The 15584-nt window shown below is 71.7% G+C and carries 15 protein-coding genes; 2 read left to right on the top strand and 13 right to left on the bottom strand.

Going from position 1 to position 15584, the window contains the following annotated elements:
• Positions 1–10 precede the first annotated feature (10 nt).
• The 13 genes from ACIRR8_RS16935 to ACIRR8_RS16995 form a co-directional block, all read right to left on the bottom strand.
• Positions 11–403 (bottom strand): YccF domain-containing protein, encoded by a 393-nt coding sequence (locus ACIRR8_RS16935; protein ID WP_404064800.1) that lies wholly within the window; start codon positions 401–403, stop codon positions 11–13.
• The gene (htpX, locus tag ACIRR8_RS16940; protein ID WP_404064803.1) at positions 400–1263 is read right to left on the bottom strand and encodes a zinc metalloprotease HtpX; all 864 of its coding nucleotides are present in this window, start codon (positions 1261–1263) and stop codon (positions 400–402) included. The genes ACIRR8_RS16935 and htpX overlap by 4 nt, the downstream gene beginning before the upstream one ends.
• A 241-nt stretch (positions 1264–1504) precedes the next feature.
• The gene (gene mscL, locus ACIRR8_RS16945) at positions 1505–1960 is read right to left on the bottom strand and encodes a large conductance mechanosensitive channel protein MscL (RefSeq protein ID WP_404064806.1); all 456 of its coding nucleotides are present in this window, start codon (positions 1958–1960) and stop codon (positions 1505–1507) included.
• 116 nt (positions 1961–2076) lie between these two features.
• Positions 2077–3645 carry an NADH-quinone oxidoreductase subunit N gene (locus ACIRR8_RS16950; protein WP_404064809.1) on the bottom strand — a complete coding sequence of 523 codons (1569 nt, stop codon included), beginning with the start codon at positions 3643–3645 and terminating at the stop codon, positions 2077–2079.
• Positions 3642–5327 (bottom strand): NuoM family protein, encoded by a 1686-nt coding sequence (locus ACIRR8_RS16955; protein WP_404064811.1) that lies wholly within the window; start codon positions 5325–5327, stop codon positions 3642–3644. Before ACIRR8_RS16955 ends, ACIRR8_RS16950 begins: the two co-directional genes overlap by 4 nt.
• Positions 5324–7324 carry an NADH-quinone oxidoreductase subunit L gene (locus tag ACIRR8_RS16960; RefSeq protein WP_404064814.1) on the bottom strand — a complete coding sequence of 667 codons (2001 nt, stop codon included), beginning with the start codon at positions 7322–7324 and terminating at the stop codon, positions 5324–5326. The genes ACIRR8_RS16955 and ACIRR8_RS16960 overlap by 4 nt, the downstream gene beginning before the upstream one ends.
• Positions 7321–7722: an NADH-quinone oxidoreductase subunit NuoK gene (gene nuoK, locus ACIRR8_RS16965; protein ID WP_404064817.1), complete on the bottom strand. Its 402-nt coding sequence runs from the start codon at positions 7720–7722 to the stop codon at positions 7321–7323. The genes ACIRR8_RS16960 and nuoK overlap by 4 nt, the downstream gene beginning before the upstream one ends.
• Entirely contained in the window at positions 7722–8333 is a 612-nt protein-coding gene (locus ACIRR8_RS16970; protein ID WP_404064819.1) for an NADH-quinone oxidoreductase subunit J, read from the bottom strand. Before ACIRR8_RS16970 ends, nuoK begins: the two co-directional genes overlap by 1 nt.
• Before the next feature lie 32 nt (positions 8334–8365).
• Positions 8366–8941: a NuoI/complex I 23 kDa subunit family protein gene (locus tag ACIRR8_RS16975; RefSeq protein ID WP_404064821.1), complete on the bottom strand. Its 576-nt coding sequence runs from the start codon at positions 8939–8941 to the stop codon at positions 8366–8368.
• On the bottom strand, positions 8941–9909 hold the full coding sequence (locus tag ACIRR8_RS16980) for an NADH-quinone oxidoreductase subunit H (RefSeq protein ID WP_404064824.1): 969 nt from the start codon (positions 9907–9909) through the stop codon (positions 8941–8943). The genes ACIRR8_RS16975 and ACIRR8_RS16980 overlap by 1 nt, the downstream gene beginning before the upstream one ends.
• Positions 9906–11315, bottom strand: a complete 1410-nt coding sequence (locus ACIRR8_RS16985; RefSeq protein WP_404064827.1) for an NADH-quinone oxidoreductase subunit C — start codon at positions 11313–11315, stop codon at positions 9906–9908. Before ACIRR8_RS16985 ends, ACIRR8_RS16980 begins: the two co-directional genes overlap by 4 nt.
• Positions 11312–11986: an NADH-quinone oxidoreductase subunit B gene (locus ACIRR8_RS16990; protein ID WP_404064830.1), complete on the bottom strand. Its 675-nt coding sequence runs from the start codon at positions 11984–11986 to the stop codon at positions 11312–11314. Before ACIRR8_RS16990 ends, ACIRR8_RS16985 begins: the two co-directional genes overlap by 4 nt.
• Positions 11977–12393 carry an NADH-quinone oxidoreductase subunit A gene (locus ACIRR8_RS16995; RefSeq protein WP_404065509.1) on the bottom strand — a complete coding sequence of 139 codons (417 nt, stop codon included), beginning with the start codon at positions 12391–12393 and terminating at the stop codon, positions 11977–11979. Before ACIRR8_RS16995 ends, ACIRR8_RS16990 begins: the two co-directional genes overlap by 10 nt.
• Positions 12394–12687: 294 nt before the next feature.
• Between ACIRR8_RS16995 and ACIRR8_RS17000 the strand changes: the two genes are divergently transcribed.
• On the top strand, positions 12688–13878 hold the full coding sequence (locus tag ACIRR8_RS17000; protein ID WP_404064832.1) for a sensor histidine kinase: 1191 nt from the start codon (positions 12688–12690) through the stop codon (positions 13876–13878).
• Positions 13879–14055: 177 nt separating this feature from the next.
• Positions 14056–15447 carry a sensor histidine kinase gene (locus ACIRR8_RS17005; protein WP_404064835.1) on the top strand — a complete coding sequence of 464 codons (1392 nt, stop codon included), beginning with the start codon at positions 14056–14058 and terminating at the stop codon, positions 15445–15447.
• Positions 15448–15584 lie beyond the last annotated feature (137 nt).

Consider the following 15584-nt stretch of genomic DNA (forward strand, 5'->3'; position numbering starts at 1 on the left):
CTCCGGGGTCCTAACGGGCTGTGAACGGCTGGTCCGTCGGGATGATCTCCTTGCCGAACGGCATCAGGGAGACGGGGATCAGCTTGAAGTTGGCGATGCCCAGGGGGATGCCGATGATCGTGATGCAGAGGGCGATGCCGGTGGTGATGTGGCCGAGGGCGAGCCACCAGCCGGCGAGGATCAGCCAGAGGACGTTGCCGACGCAGGAGGGCGATCCGGCGTCCCTGCGGTCGACGACCGTGTAGCCGAAGGGCCAGAGCGCGTACACACCGATCCTGAAGGCGGCGACGCCGAACGGGATTCCGATGATCGTGATGCAGAGCAGGACGCCTGCGAGGAGATAGCCGAGGAACATCCAGAACCCGCACAGGACGAGCCAGATGATGTTCAGAAGGGTTTTCATGGGCGGCGACCTGCCATCTGTTCCAGTCGGGCGATGCGCTCCGCCATCGGCGGATGGGTGGAGAACATCTTGGCCATTCCCTCTCCGGGACGGAAGGGGTTAGCGATCATCATGTGGCTCGCGGTCTCGATCCTGGGCTCCGGGGGCAGCGGGAGCTGTTTCGTTCCTGCTTCCAGTTTGCGCAGGGCGCTGGCGAGGGCGAGCGGGTCTCCGGTGAGCTGGGCTCCGGAGGCATCGGCCTCGTACTCGCGGGAGCGGCTGACGGCGAGCTGAATGACGGAGGCGGCCAGCGGGCCCAGGATCATGATCAGGAGCATGCCCAGGAGGCCCGGGCCTTCGTCGTCGTTGGAGCGGCCGATGGGGATGAGCCAGGCGAAGTTGACCAGGAACATGACGACGGAGGCGAGCGCTCCGGCGACGGAGGAGATGAGGATGTCCCGGTTGTAGACGTGGCTCAGCTCGTGGCCCAGGACCCCGCGCAGCTCCCGCTCGTCGAGGATCTGGAGGATGCCCTCGGTGCAGCAGACGGCCGCGTTGCGCGGATTGCGGCCGGTGGCGAAGGCGTTGGGCGCCTGGGTCGGCGAGATGTAGAGGCGCGGCATCGGCTGGCGGGCCGCGGTGGAGAGCTGGCGGACGATCCGGTAGAGCTGTGGCGCTTCGAATTCGCTGACGGGCCGTGCCCGCATGGCGCGCAGGGCCAGCTTGTCGCTGTTCCAGTAGGCGTAGGCGTTGGTGCCGACGGCCACGACGAGCGCGATGAGGAGGCCCGTACGTCCGAAGAAGCTGCCAATGACGATGATGAGTGCGGACAGGCCCCCGAGGAGTACGGCGGTTTTCAGCCCGTTGTGCCGGCGGTGCACGGTACGCCCTCCAAGTGGTGCAGCAGGGGAACCCTTTGCATGGTGGTGCTCCACTCCCCCAGTGGAGCCTCCCGTACTGGTCAACGCCAGGCGAGGGGAGCTAGTTCCCTTGTGCGTGCGGGCGGAGGGCGGAGCCGCTCCGGCGTGATCCGGCCGGTTCCGGCCCCTGGCCCGTACGACGTGGCACTGGGCCGTACGGGTGTCGGGGCGTGCGTGCGTCAGCGCCGGACGGGCGGCGGGCTCAGCGCTGGACGGGGAGCTTGGCGAGGGCGAGGGCCTCGGGGTCGGGCTCGACCTCGCTGGTGCAGTGGGCGCAGCGGGAGGCGACGGCCGGGATCGGGCTGAAGCAGCGCGGGCAGTCGCGGAGGGCCGCCTTGATGTCGACCTCCTCCTCCTTGGTGAAGCGGTTCTGCACCTTCGTCATGGGGACCACGACGCAGAAGTAGAGGACGGCCGCGGTGATCAGGAAGGCGATCGCGGCGGCGAGGAACTTTCCGTACGGGAAGATCGCGCCCTCGACGGTGAACTGAGCCGCGCTGAAGTCACCGACCGAGCCGGTGGCGAGACCGATCAGCGGCGTGATGAAGGCGGTGCTGAAGCCGGTGACCACGGCGGTGAAGGCTGCTCCTACGGCGAGGCCGATCGCCATCGAGATGACGTTTCCTCGCAGGATGAAGTCCTTGAACCCGTTCAGCACTGCTCTCTCTCCTCTATGGATTTCGTACGTCTTCGTCGTGTACGGGACGTGGGCAGCCACGACCTTGCCCTGTGGCGGGCGCCCCGGGCAAACCGATCTTTCGCCTCCGGAGAGCGTCAGAAGAGGGTGACGGCGGCGAATCTCAGGACGAGCTGCGGGGCTCCGGAGAGGAGGATGCCGGCGGCGGCGGTGAGGAAGATCGCCGTGGCGAGCGGGGCGGGGGCCCGGAATCGGCGCGGCGTCGCGGAGTCCGGCGTCCCGGTGGCGGCTTCCCCGGTTTCCGGACTCCTGAAGAGGATCGCGGTCCACTGAAGGTAGTAGTAGAGCGCGATCACGACGTTGACGGCCATGACGACGGCGAGCCAGCCGAGCCCCGCGTCGACGGCCGCCGAGAAGACGGTGACCTTCGCGAAGAGCCCGATGACGCCCGGCGGCAGTCCGGCCAGGCAGAGCAGGAAGAAGCCGAGCGCGAGGGCGGCGAGGGGCCGGTTGGCGTAAAGGCCCCGGTGGTCGGCGATGCGGTTGCCGGGCTTCGTACGGGCGACGAGGGCGGCGACGGCGAAGGCCCCGAGGTTCACGACGGCGTACATGAGGGCGTACGCGACGGTGGCGCCGATCTGTTCGTCGCTGGAGTACGCGGCGGCGGCGATCGGGACGAGCAGGTAGCCGGCCTGGGCGACGGAGGACCAGGCGAGGAGCCGGACGGTACTGCGGGCGCGGTCGGGCTGCTGGCGGAGGGCGGCGACGTTGCCGACGGTCATGGTGAGGGCGGCCAGGACGGCGACCGCGGGGCCCCAGACGTCGGCATAGGAAGGGAACGCGATGACGGTGACGAGGATGAGGCCCGAGAAGCCGACGGTCTTCCCGACGACGGACAGATAGGCGGCGATCGGCAGGGGCGCGCCTACATAGGTGTCGGGAACCCAGAAGTGGAAGGGTGCCGCGGCGGTCTTGAAGGCGAAGCCGACGAGGGTGAGGACGACGCCGGTCTTGGCGAGGGTGTCGAGTACCGGAGGGACGTCGTCCAGGTGGGCGGCGATCTCGGTGAGGTGCAGGGTGCCCGTGGTCGCGTACACGAAGCTGACGCCGAGGAGCATGACGGCGGTGGCGACGACGGAGGAGAGGAAGAACTTGAGCGCGGCCTCGGAGGAACGCCGGTCGCCGCGCTTGATGCCGACGAGCGCGAAGGCGGGCAGTGAGGCGACCTCCAGGGCGACGACCAGGGTGGCGAGGTCGCGGGAGGCGGGCAGGAGAGCCGCGCCCGCCGTGGAGGCGAGGAGCAGGAACCAGTACTCGCCCGCCGGCAGCTTCCGTGTGTCGTCGAGCGAGAGCAGCGCCGTGAGGAAGGCCCCGCCGAGGACGAGGGCCTGGATGACCAGGGTGAAGTGGTCGGCGGTGTAGCTGCACGGCTGGGTGCCGGTGGTGACGCAGAAGGTGGCGCGGTCGCCGGCCCGGAGGGGGATGAGGAGGGCCAGGGCGGCGGCGAGGGCGGTGAGGGTTCCGTAGCCGAGGAGCTTCTTGCGGCTCTCGGGGAGGAAGAGGTCGGCGACGAGGACGAGCAGGGCGGCCAGCGCGGTGAGGGTGGGGGGCGCGATGGCGAGCCAGTCGACGTTCTGGACGACGCTGGGAGCGCTGTCGGCCGCCGCGGTGAGGGCGCCCGGGGCGCTGGTGAGGTCCGCGGTCACGACTTGCCTCCTGCGAGGAGCTTCTGCACGGCCGGATCGGTGAGGCCGAGGAGGACGGCGGGCCAGAGTCCGGCGAGAACGGTGAGGGCGGCGAGCGGGGTCCAGGCGGCGGCTTCGTAACCCTGGATGTCGGCGAGTCGCGGGGTGTTTCGGGGCAGTTGAGGGCTTCCGGCGGCCGCGGACCGCTCAGGGTCGTCCGCCGGCTGCGGGGCGGTGGCGGCCTGCTGTGCGGTGGCTGGCGAGAGCTGAGAGTGCGGTGTGTGCTCGCCCATGCAGACGCGGCGGACCACGATGAGCATGTACGCGGCGGTGAGCAGCGTGCCGAACGCGCCGATGGCCATGAACGTGCGGAACGCGGGGCGGCTGAGGCCCTCGGCGGGGCTGTAGGCGCCGAAGAGCGTGAGCATCTCGCCCCAGAATCCGGCGAGTCCGGGCAGCCCGAGCGAGGCGACTGCGGCGAAGGCGAGCAGGGCGCCGAGACGGGGGGCGCGGCCGTAGAGGGCGGCTCCGGTGGCGCCGGCGAGGGTGTCCAGGTCGGCGGTGCCGTAGCGGTCCTTGATGGCGCCGACCAGGAAGAACAGCAGGCCGGTGATGAGGCCGTGGGCGATGTTGGCGAAGAGCGCGCCGTTGACCCCGGTGGGGGTCATGGTGGCGATGCCGAGCAGCACGAAGCCCATGTGGCCGACGGAGGAGTACGCGATGAGCCGTTTGAGGTCGCCCTTGGCGCCGTTGCGGGCCAGGGCCAGGCAGGCGAGCGACCCGTAGACGATGCCGACGACGGCGAACGCGGCGAGGTAGGGCGCGAAGGTGCGCATGCCGTCGGGCGCGATGGGGAGCAGGATCCGGACGAATCCGTACGTTCCCATCTTCAGCAGGACGCCCGCCAGGAGCACCGAGCCGACGGTCGGCGCGGCGGTGTGGGCGTCGGGGAGCCAGCTGTGCAGGGGCCACATCGGGGTCTTCACGGCGAGCCCGACGCCGATCGCGAGAACGGCGATGACCTGCACGGATGCGGTGAGGCCACGGCCGTTGTCAGTGGCGAGTGCCACCATGTCGAAGGTGCCGCTCTTCAGTCCGATGAGGAGCAGGCCGAGCAGCATGACGACCGAGCCGAGCAGCGTGTAGAGGATGAACTTCCAGGCGGCCGCCTGCCGCTGGTCACCGCCCCAGCGGGCGATGAGGAAGTACATCGGGATGAGGACCATCTCGAAGGCGAGGAAGAAGAGCAGCAGGTCGAGGACGGCGAAGGTGGCGAGGGTGCCGGATTGCAGGACGAGGACGAGGGCGGTGAACGCCTTCGGTGAGGGGCCCGCGGGCGGCTTGAAGTAGCTGTACAGCGCGCAGAGGAAGGTCAGCAGCGCGGTCAGGAGCAGGAGGGGGAGCGAGATGCCGTCGATGCCGAGGTGGATGCGGACGTCGAGTGCCGGGATCCAGCTGATGTCGGTGGTCGCCTGCATCGTGGCGGGGTGGTCGTGGTCGAAGCCGGCGGCCAGGACGATCGCGGCGATGAGGACGGCGCCGGTCACGGTCACGCCGTGGCGGAGCACGGCCTGGTCGGGGTTCCTGCCCTTGAGTCCGGGCGGGGCGGGGAGCAGGGCCGCGACGGCGCCGAGGAGCGGGGCGCCGACGATGAACGCGAGAAGGAACTGCATCACGGACGGGCTGATATCGATCACGGTCACGACCCCGCGTTGACGTTGGCGAAGACGACGGCGGCGATCGCCAGGACGAGGGAACCGGCGAGCAGGACGCTGAGGTAGGTCTGCACGTTCCCGGTCTGGGCGCGGCGTACGGCGGTACCGAGGAGGCGGGTGACGGCACCCGACCCGTTGACGTAGGTGTCGACGACCGTGCGGTCCAGGAAGCGTACGAGGCGGGCGGCCTGCTGGACCGGCCGGACGAACACCACCGTGTACAGGGCGTCGAGGTGGAAGCCGGTGACCGCGTGGCGGTGGAGCGGGCCCAGCAGGAGGCGGCCGGGGTCGGCCGGGTCGGCGGCGTCCGCGATGGTGCCGTAGGCGGCGGTGTGGGACGTCATGGACTCGGCTTCGACGAGGGCGGGTTCGGCGCCGGGGTGGGCGGCGACGGCACCGATGGGGGTGCGGGCGGCGAGCGCCGTGGTGTGGCGCCAGGCGCCGTAGGTGACCAGGCCTCCGACGAGGCCGACGCCGGTGGAGAGGACGGCGGTGGTGAGGGACGGGGTGAGGGCGTGTCCGTCGAACCAGTCACCGATCGCGCCCGCGGTGAGGCCGAAGGCGATGGTGGGGACGGCCAGGATCCAGAGGACGGAGGTCATGGCGAGGGGCTGGCGGCCGTGGTCGGGGAGTTCGGCGCCGCGGCCCTTGAAGGCGAGGAGCCAGAGGCGGGTGGCGTAGGCGGCGGTGAGGGTGGCGGCGAGCAGCCCGGCGACGAGGATCGTCCAGCCCGCGGCGGCGGGGGCGACGGTCCGGTCTCCCATGGCGGTGTGCTCGGCGGCGACGAGGACGGCTTCCTTGGAGAAGAAGCCGGCGAACGGCGGGATGGCGGCGAGCGCGAGGAGGGCGACGGTCATCGTCCAGTAGGCGTCGGGGATCCGGCGCGCGAGGCCGCCCATGCGGGACATGGCGGCGAGTGAGTTGGTGCCGGCGGCGTGGATGACGACGCCGGCCGCGAGGAAGAGGACGGCTTTGAAAGCACCGTGCGAGATCAGGTGGAAGACGGCGGCGCCTCGGTCGGCGACGGCCAGGGCGCCGGACATGTAGCCGAGCTGGCCGATCGTCGAGTAGGCGAGGACGCGCTTGATGTCGTCCTGGGCGAGGGCGGCGAGTCCGGAGCCGATCATCGTGACGGCCGCCATCACGGCGAGGACGACCAGGGCCGCGCCGGAGGCGGCGAAGACGGGAAGCAGCCGGGCCACGAAGTAGATCCCGGCGGCGACCATCGTCGCGGCGTGGATGAGCGCGGAGACGGGGGTGGGGCCGGCCATCGCGTCGGGCAGCCAGGTGTGCAGGGGGAACTGCGCGGACTTCCCGGCGACGCCCGCGAGGAGCAGCAGGGCGATGAGGGTGGGGTGGTCCAGGCCGCCGTTGGTGACGGCCGCCAGGATCTTGGTGATCCGGAAGCTGCCCGTGTCGGCGGCCAGGGCGAACAGGCCGACGAGGAAGGGGACGTCGCCGAGCTTGGTGACGAGGAAGGCCTTGAGCGAGGCGGCGCGGGCTTCGGGCGTCTCCCAGTAGTGGCCGACCAGGAAGTACGAGCAGATGCCCATGATCTCCCAGCCGACCAGGAGCACCATCAGGTCGCCGGAGTAGACGACGAGCAGCATCGCGGAGGTGAAGAGGGAGACCAGGGCCGCGTAGGAGGGGTAGCGGGCGTCGCCGCGTAGGTAGGCCGTGGAGTAGAGCTGTACGCAGGTGGCGACGACGGTGACGAGGACGGCGACCAGGACCGCGAAGCCGTCCAGGTGCAGCGCCAGGTCGATGGGGACCGACCCGGTGGGGGTGAGCTGGGTCGCGGCGTCGATGGCACGGCCGCCGCCCTGGCGGACGGCGACGACCACGGCGAGGACGGCCGCGGTGAGCGTCGGCAGGATCGCCAGGGGGCGGACGAAGCCGGGGGCGGTGCGGCCGAGGGCGGGTCCGGCGACGGCTCCGAGGAAGGGGAGGAGCGGGACGAGGGCGGCGAGGGTCGTCGTGGTCACGAGGTGGCCTCTGCGTTCTTGGTGTGCCCTGGTGTCGCGGGGTGGCCGTCGGTCTCGGCGTCCCCCGTACGGGAGGTGTCACCGGTGCCGTCGCTCTCGGCGGTGTCGCGGAGCCGGTCGATGGCGGAGGAGCCGCGGTTGCGGTGGACGGCGAGGACGATCGCGAGGCCGATGCCGATCTCGGCCGCTGCGATGGCGATGGTGAAGAGGGTGAGGGCCTGACCGGAGTGGAGGGTGTCGCGGAGCCAGACGTCGAAGGCGACGAGGTTGAGGTTGACGGCGTTGAGCATCAGCTCGACGGACATCAGGACCAGGATCGCGTTGCGGCGGGCGAGGACGCCGTAGAGGCCGGTGCAGAAGAGGAGGGCGGCGAGTACGGCGGGATAGGCGAGGTGCATCAGCGCTGCTCCTCCTGGCCCTTGCCGCTGTCCTGCTGCCGCCGGGTGGTGGCGCCCGGCCGGACGTCCGAGTCCGTGTCGTGCTTGCGGGACAGGACGATGGCGCCGACGAGGGCGGCGAGCAGGAGGACCGAGAGCGCCTCGAACGGGAGGACCCAGTTCCGGAAGAGGAAGGCCCCGGTGACGGCGGTGGAGCCCTGGGCCGGCCCTTCGAGGTCGATCCAGGTCGTACGGAAGGCGTCCACGACGACCCAGACGAGCGCGGCCGCCGAGGCGAGGGCCACACCGAGGGCCACCCACCGGTTGCCCGAGTCGGCGTCCGGGGAGCGGCCGATGGGGGCCCGGGTGAGCATCAGGCCGAAGAGGAGGAGGACGACGATGGAACCGACGTAGATCAGTACCTGCACCCAGGCGATGAACTCCGCGGTGAGCAGGAGGTATTCGACGGCCAGTCCGCCGAGCGCCACGACGAGCCAGAGGGCGGCGTGCACCAGCTGCCTGGTCGTGACGGTGATGACGGCGGCGCCGAGGGTGGCGAGGCCGACCAGGACGAACGCGATCTCGACGCCGGTCGGGGAGAGGAAGCCGGGGTGGTCGGCGGCTGCGGCCAAGGGCGATGCAGATGCAGATGCGATGGAGTACGTCACGGGGTTCCTCCCTCCTCACTCCGCTGAGCCTGCTGGGCTTGCTGGGCTTGCTGGGTGGCGAGTTTGTCGGCCGTCTTGCGGGCGGCGGCGATCTCCTTCGGCTCCTCGGCCCCGGGGTCGAGCGCGGGCGGCTCCGGCACGGTCCACATCCACTCGCGGAGCTTGTCCCGCTCATGGGTGAGCTCGTGGATGTCCGTCTCCGCGTACTCGAACTCGGGCGACCAGAAGAGGGCGTCGAAGGGGCAGACCTCGATGCAGATACCGCAGTACATGCAGAGGGAGAAGTCGATGGCGAAGCGGTCCAGGACGTTGCGGCTGCGCTCGCGTCCGCCGGGCGCGGCGGGCGGCGCCGTCTCCTTGTGGGAGTCGATGTAGATGCACCAGTCGGGACACTCGCGGGCGCAGAGCATGCAGACCGTGCAGTTCTCCTCGAACAGCCCGATGACACCGCGGGAGCGGGGCGGGAGTTCGGGCTGGGTGTCCGGGTACTGCGCGGTGACGGTCTTCTTCGTCATCGTACGGAGGGTGACGGCGAGGCCTTTGGCGAGGCCGGACCCGGGGATCGGGGGCACTAGTTGATCGCCACCTTCACGATGCCGGTGAGCGCGATCTGCGCGAGGGCGAGGGGGACGAGAGTGGTCCAGGCGAGCTTCTGCAACTGGTCCTCCCGCAGACGCGGGTAGCTGACGCGCAGCCAGATGACGACGAACGCGAGGAGGGCGGTCTTGAGGAGGGTCCAGAGCCAGCCGAGTCCGTCGGCGCCGAACGGGCCGTGCCAGCCGCCGAGGAAGAGGACGGTGGTCAGGGCGCAGAGGATGACGATGCCGGCGTACTCGGCGAGCAGGAACAGGGCGAAGCGCAGCCCCGTGTACTCGGTGTACGCGCCGAAGATGATCTCGGAGTCGGCGACCGGCATGTCGAAGGGCGGGCGCTGGAGTTCGGCGAGGCCGGCGACGAAGAAGACGAGGGCTCCGACGATCTGCCAGGGCAGCCACCACCACGCGAAGGCGTCCAGGATGCCGGTGAGCGAGACCGTGCCGGCGGCCATGGCCACGGAGGCGGCGGCGAGGAGCATCGGGAGTTCGTAGGAGAGGAGCTGTGCGGCGGTGCGGAGGCCGCCGAGCAGGGAGAACTTGTTGGCGGAGGCCCAGCCCGCCATGAGCGAGCCGAGGACGCCGATGCCCATGACGGCCAGTACGAAGAAGATGCCCGCGTCGATGACCTGGCCGACCGCGCCGTCGCCGGGACCGATGGGGATGGCCACGAGGACGAGGAGGTACGGGAGAAGGGCGACGGCGGGGGCGAGCTGGAAGACGCGGCGGTCGGCGGCGGCCGGGACCACGTCCTCCTTCTGCGCGAACTTCACGCCGTCCGCGACGAGCTGGGCCCAGCCGTGGAAGCCGCCCGCGTACATGGGGCCGAGGCGGCCCTGCATGTGGGCCATCACCTTGTGCTCGGTCTGGCCCACCAGGAGGGGGGCGACCAGGAACACGACGAAGACGATGGCCAGGCGGAGGGCGACGTCGAGTACGTCGTTCACTCGGGATCGCCTCCGGCGGGGTGGTCGGGGTCGGGGCTCGGTTCCGACTCGGGCTCGGGCTTGGTGGGAGTGGGGCCGCTGCGCGGGGCTTCTCCCCTGCCCGCCCCTTCCCGACCTGGGGGCTCTGCCCCCGGGCCCCCGCTGCTCAAGCGCCGGAGGGGCTGAGACGACGCGTCACCGCTCTCCGAAGGCTTCGGGGGGTGGGAGGGGGCCTCGGCGCCGTCGTCGGAAGACCGCCGGGACCGGGCAGGGTCCTCAGGGCCACCCGATGAGACGTCCGGGTCGTCGAACGCCGGCTGGGCGTCGTGCCAGGGGGCGTCCGTGGCGCGGGCGCGCTGGCTCGCCGAGCCCTGGGATGCCGAACGGGAGCGGCGCGGCGGGCGCGGTGCGTCAGCCTGCGGGGGCTGCTGCTGGCTCGCCGAACCGTCGGACGCGGAGCGGGAGCGGCGCGGACGCGCGGCCGGGGGCGATCCGGGCGGTACGTCGCCGGGCGACGCGCCTCCCGGAGGCGTGGTCGCGGGCGGGGGCCGTACGGCCCCCGGCGAGGCCGCGCCCGAGGGTCCGGACGCGGCGCCCCCAGGCGCGGGAGCACCGGGCGCGGGAGTGCCAGGTGCCGCAGCGCCAGGTGCCGGAGCCCCAGGCACGAGGCCCTCGGATTCCGGAGCACCCGGGCTCGAAGCCTCCGGCGCCCCCGGCTGCGGGCGTTGCGCCGCCGAGCCCTCGCTCGCCGAGCGGGTACGGCGCGGCGGGCGGTCGGCCGCGCCCGCCGGGCGGGCCGCGCGGGCCGGACGGGCCGCGGCAGGCGGGAGCTGGCCCTTGAGCGGGCCCCATTCGTTCGGGTCCGGGACGCCTGGGGGAAGCATGGCGCGGCGCTTGGGGCCGCCGTGTTCGGACTCGCCGGGCTCCTTCGCTCCGGGCCAGGCCTTGGCGACCCGGGCGGCCAGGACGAAGTCCTTGCGGAGCGGATGGCCTTCGAAGCCCTCAGGCAGCAGGAGCGGGTCGAGGCCGGGGTGGTCCGCGAAGGCGACGCCGAACATCTCGTGCGTCTCGCGCTCGTGCCAGGCCGCACCCGCGTAGACGTCGATCGCGCTGGGCAGGGCGGCCGCGTCGTGCGGGACGGTGGTGCGCAGCATCAGCCGGCGGATCCTGGAGCCGCCGAGCGCCGCGACATGGGCGCAGACCCGGAAGCCGGTGCCCGGCTCGTCCACGGCGCTGAGCCAGTCGAAGTAACTGCAGCCGAGCTCGTCGCGGGCGGTACGGAGCGCGGTGATCCACTCCGTGGCGGGGACGTCGACGGTGAGCAGGTCGTAGGCGGATTCCGCCGTCGCCTCCTTGCCGAAGAGCTCCGTGACGGCGTCCGGCAGCCGGTCGTACGGGTGGGCCGCTCCGGGCTGACGCTCGCTCACCGCCGCTCCTCCCCCGGCTCCGTTCCCGGTGCCGTCGGTGCGGCGACCAGGCCGCTGCGCAGCGCCGCCGTGGAGGGGCCGCCGGCCGGGCCGGCCGCGTACCGCTCCGCCAGGGACTCGCGCGCGATCTTCTCCTGGAGCTTGAGAATGCCCTGGAGCAGCGCCTCGGGCCGGGGCGGGCAGCCGGGTACGTACACATCGACGGGGATGATCTGGTCGACGCCCTTGGTGACGGAGTACGAGTCCCAGTAGGGGCCGCCGCAGTTGGAGCAGGCGCCGAAGGAGATGACGTACTTCGGTTCGGGCATCTGCTCGTAGAGGCGCTTGACCGCCGGGGCCATCTTGTCCGTCACCGTGCCGGAGACGATCATCAGGTCCGCCTGGCGGGGGCCCGGCGCGAAGGGGATCACGCCGAGCCGGATGAAGTCGTGGCGCGCCATGGAGGCGGCGATGAACTCGATGGCGCAGCAGGCGAGTCCGAAGTTGAAGACCCAGAGGCTGTAGCGGCGGCCCCAGTTGAGGACGACCTTCATCGGTTCGGGCGCGAGCCGGGAGAGGAGGCCGAGGCGCTGGGGCACCGGGAGCGGCACCGGTTCCGCGGCGGTCGCCGCCGGGTTGGCCGAGGGCTCGGGCTGCTGTTCCTCGGGGGTCGGCCGGCTCGTCAGGCCCATGCGAGGACGCCCTTCTTCCATGCGTAGAGCAGTCCCACGGCGAGGAAGCCGAGGAAGATGAACATTTCCACCAGCGTGGTGGCGCCGTATCCGGGTGCCGCGAAGACCGTGGCCCACGGGAACAGGAAGATGGAGTCGACGGCGAAGATGACGTAGAGGAAGGCGTAGACGTAGTAGCGGACCTGGGTGTGGGCCCAGCCCTCACCGACCGGGTCGACGCCGCACTCGTACGTCAGCAGCTTCTCCGGCGTCGGCACCACGGGCCGCAGGAGCCGTCCCGCGCCGAACGCGACGGCGACGAACAGGACGCCGATCAGCGCGAGCAGGCCGACCACCGAGTAGCTCTGGAAGTACTCCGACGCGAGGGTGGCCGATGGGTTGGCAGGCAGGCCCGGTGCGTCCGGCACGTACGCCACGTGCGGCACTTCCGGCACGTACGCCACGTCCTTCACGTCCGCCCCTCACTCCTCGTCATCCAGTTCTGGCCCCGCCCGCTCCCCGGGACCCCTTCGTACGCACGGGAGTCTAGGCCCTGATAAACGCACAGTAAGCAGCCGCGTCGCACCGAGAGTCTTTCGTCGGTCCTTCCTTCGGATCAGCCCGCCATGATCGGCAGGACACCCCCTGGGTGGGGTTATCCCTACTTCACGCCACCTACGAGCCCCATGGCGTGCGCGAACACGGCCCGGCAGGCTGGTTCCATGACCATGAGCCCTTCCGTGCCCGACCCCGACCGGCCACCGCCCGCCCGCCTCGCCCTCGACCGGTGGACCTGGCGGGAGATCGCGCACCTGCTGGTCAATCTGCCGATGGCCGTCGCCGGATTCGTCTACGCGCTGCTCGTGATCGCCGTCGGTGTGGGCCTCTCCGTCACCGTGGTCGGACTGCCGGTGCTCGTCAGCGGGTTGCGGGGCGCGCGGTGGCTGGGCCGGGTGGAGCGGGGGCGGGCGCGGTCGATGCTCGGGGTGCGGATCGAGGAGCCGAGCCCGCCGGCGCTCGGGCGTCGGGACAAGGGAGTCTTCGCCTGGCTCTGGTCGGGGCTCAAGGATCCGGTGGGGTGGCGTTCGCTGCTCCATGCGTTCATCCGACTGCCGTGGGGCGTCCTGACGTTCGTGGTGACGCTGGTGAGCCTGATCGCCCTGTGGCCGGTGCTCCCGTTCATCACGCGCGGGCTGACGGCTGTCGACCGGGCGATGGTGCGGGGGCTGTTGTCGCCCTCCGACGAGCTGGAGCGGCGGATCGCGGAGCTGGAGTCGGACCGGGGCGTGGTCGTGGACACCGCCGCCGCCGATCTGCGCCGGATCGAGCGTGACCTCCACGACGGCGCGCAGGCCCGGCTGGTGGCCCTCGCGATGGGGCTGGGGTTGGCGAAGGAGAAGCTGACGGACGATCCGGAGGCGGCCGCGCGGATGGTGGAGGAGGCCCACGGCGAAGTGAAGGTCGCTCTGCAGGAGTTGCGTGACCTCGCCCGGGGTATTCATCCCGCCGTCCTCACCGACCGCGGTCTCGACGCGGCCCTCTCCGCCGTCGCCTCCCGCTGCACCGTCCCCGTCACGGTGTCGGTGGATCTGCCGGAGCGTCCGGCGGAGGCGATCGAGGGCATCGCCTACTTCACCGTGTCGGAGCTCCTCCAGAACGTCAGCAAGCACAGCGGTGCCCGGTCCGCCTCCGTCGAGGTGTGGCGGGCGGCGGACCGATTGCTGATCCGGGTCACGGACGACGGTTCCGGCGGCGCGCGGATGGACGGCGGTACGGGCATGGCGGGCCTGGCCGAGCGGCTGGGCGCGGTGGACGGGCGGTTCGCCCTGGACTCGCCGGTGGGCGGGCCGACGGCGGTCACCGCCGAGCTGCCCTGGCGCGACCGGGCCCCGGCGGGCAGCAGGTCCTCCTGAGCCCTCCGAGCGCGTACGGGGGTGGGGAAAACCCCCGTACGGATACGGAGACCGGCCACATGGTGCCGGAGAGGGCGGCCGAGCACCCTTGAGGGAGCAGGCATCACAGCGCTCGACGACTCGGCAGAAGAGCTCGACAGAAGAGTCCGACAGAAGAGACGGAAACGGACGGCACTCATGGCCACGGCATACGGACCCGGCACCCGGGACCACAAGGCACCGGGCGCGCGCGGCCACACAGGCCAGGGCGTCGGACCTCAGGGGCAAGCCCCGGGGCAGGTCCCGGTGAAGGGCTTCCTCCCGGCGGCGCTGCGCGCGCCGCTGGAGGCCCGCAGCTGGCGCGAGCTCCTCTATGTCGTGCTGAGCCTGCCGCTGAGCACGGCGATCTTCGTCTTCGCGATCGCCATGACGTCGGTCGGCGCCGGCCTGCTCGTCACCTTCATCGGCATTCCGCTGCTGGCCGTCGGCCTGGCCGCCTGCCGGGGGTTCGGGGTGCTGGAGCGGGCCCGGGCGCGCGGGCTGCTGAAGCTGGACGTGGCGGAGCCGGTGCGGGTGCGCGGGAAGAGCGGCGGCCCGATGTCATGGGTGGGCGCGGTCCTGAAGAGCGGCGTCTCCTGGCGCCACCTTCTTTACGCGCTGCTGCACTTCCCGTGGGCCGTGTTCACGTTCTGCGTGTCGGTGACGCTCTGGTCGTACGGCCTGGCGGCGCTGACGTATCCGCTGTGGCAGTGGGTCTTCCCGGTCTTCGTGGGCGCCGACGGCATCCAGCTGTACGGGGACCGCACCCACGCGCACTACCTGGACTCGCCCGCTGAGCTGGCGGCGACGAGCGCGGTGGGCCTGGTGCTGGTGCTGGTGTCGCCGTGGATCGTGCGGGGTCTGGTCTCGGTGGACCGGCTGATGGTGTCCGGCCTGCTGGGCCCGTCGGCGCTCTCCGCCCGGGTCACCGAGCTGGAGTCGGACCGGGGCGTGGTCGTGGACACCGCCGCCGCCGACCTGCGCCGGATAGAGCGGGATCTCCACGACGGCGCGCAGGCCCGGCTCGTGGCCCTGGCCATGGACCTGGGCCTGGCGAAGGAGAAGTTCACGGATGACCCGGAGGCGGCCGCGCGGATGGTGGACGAGGCCCATGGCGAGGTGAAGGTGGCGTTGCAGGAGCTGCGTGACCTCGCCCGGGGCATCCATCCCGCCGTCCTCACCGACCGCGGTCTCGACGCGGCCCTCTCCGCCATCGCCTCCCGCTGCACCGTCCCCGTCACGGTGGAGGTGGACCTGGACGCCCGGCCCGCGCAGGCCATCGAGGGCATCGCGTACTTCACCGTGTCGGAGCTGCTGCAGAACGTCAGCAAGCACGCGCGGGCGACCCGGGCCACCGTCGATGTGTGGCGGACGTCCGACCGGCTGATGCTCCAGGTCACGGACGACGGACGGGGCGGCGCGTCGGCCTCGGCCGGCAGCGGCCTGGCCGGGTTGACGGGACGGCTGGACGCGGTGGACGGCGTCCTGGTGGTGAGCTCACCGCCCGGCGGCCCGACGACGATCACCGCGGAGCTCCCCTGGCGCGGCTGACCCCGACGGCCCGCCGCCCCGACCACCCGGCCCGACGCCACGGCCGCCGCGACCGCCCGCCCCGGCCACCCGCCTCGCCGCCCGCCCCAGCCACCCCGGCCCGCCGGCTCGCCGCCCGTCCCGGCCGCCCGCCCGGC

Source organism: Streptomyces sp. NPDC101178 (assembly GCF_044767965.1).
Taxonomy (GTDB): domain Bacteria; phylum Actinomycetota; class Actinomycetes; order Streptomycetales; family Streptomycetaceae; genus Streptomyces.

Bases quoted from the DNA above. Each gene is read 5' to 3' on its own strand.
- ACIRR8_RS16935 (WP_404064800.1), bottom strand. From the start codon at position 403: ATGAAAACCCTTCTGAACATCATCTGGCTCGTCCTGTGCGGGTTCTGG.
- nuoK (WP_404064817.1), bottom strand. From the start codon at position 7,722: ATGCACCTCGCCTATCCCGCCGTACTCGCCGCCCTCCTCTTCTGCACC.
- ACIRR8_RS16990 (WP_404064830.1), bottom strand. From the start codon at position 11,986: ATGGGCCTGACGAGCCGGCCGACCCCCGAGGAACAGCAGCCCGAGCCC.
- ACIRR8_RS17000 (WP_404064832.1), top strand. From the start codon at position 12,688: ATGACCATGAGCCCTTCCGTGCCCGACCCCGACCGGCCACCGCCCGCC.
- ACIRR8_RS17005 (WP_404064835.1), top strand. From the start codon at position 14,056: ATGGCCACGGCATACGGACCCGGCACCCGGGACCACAAGGCACCGGGC.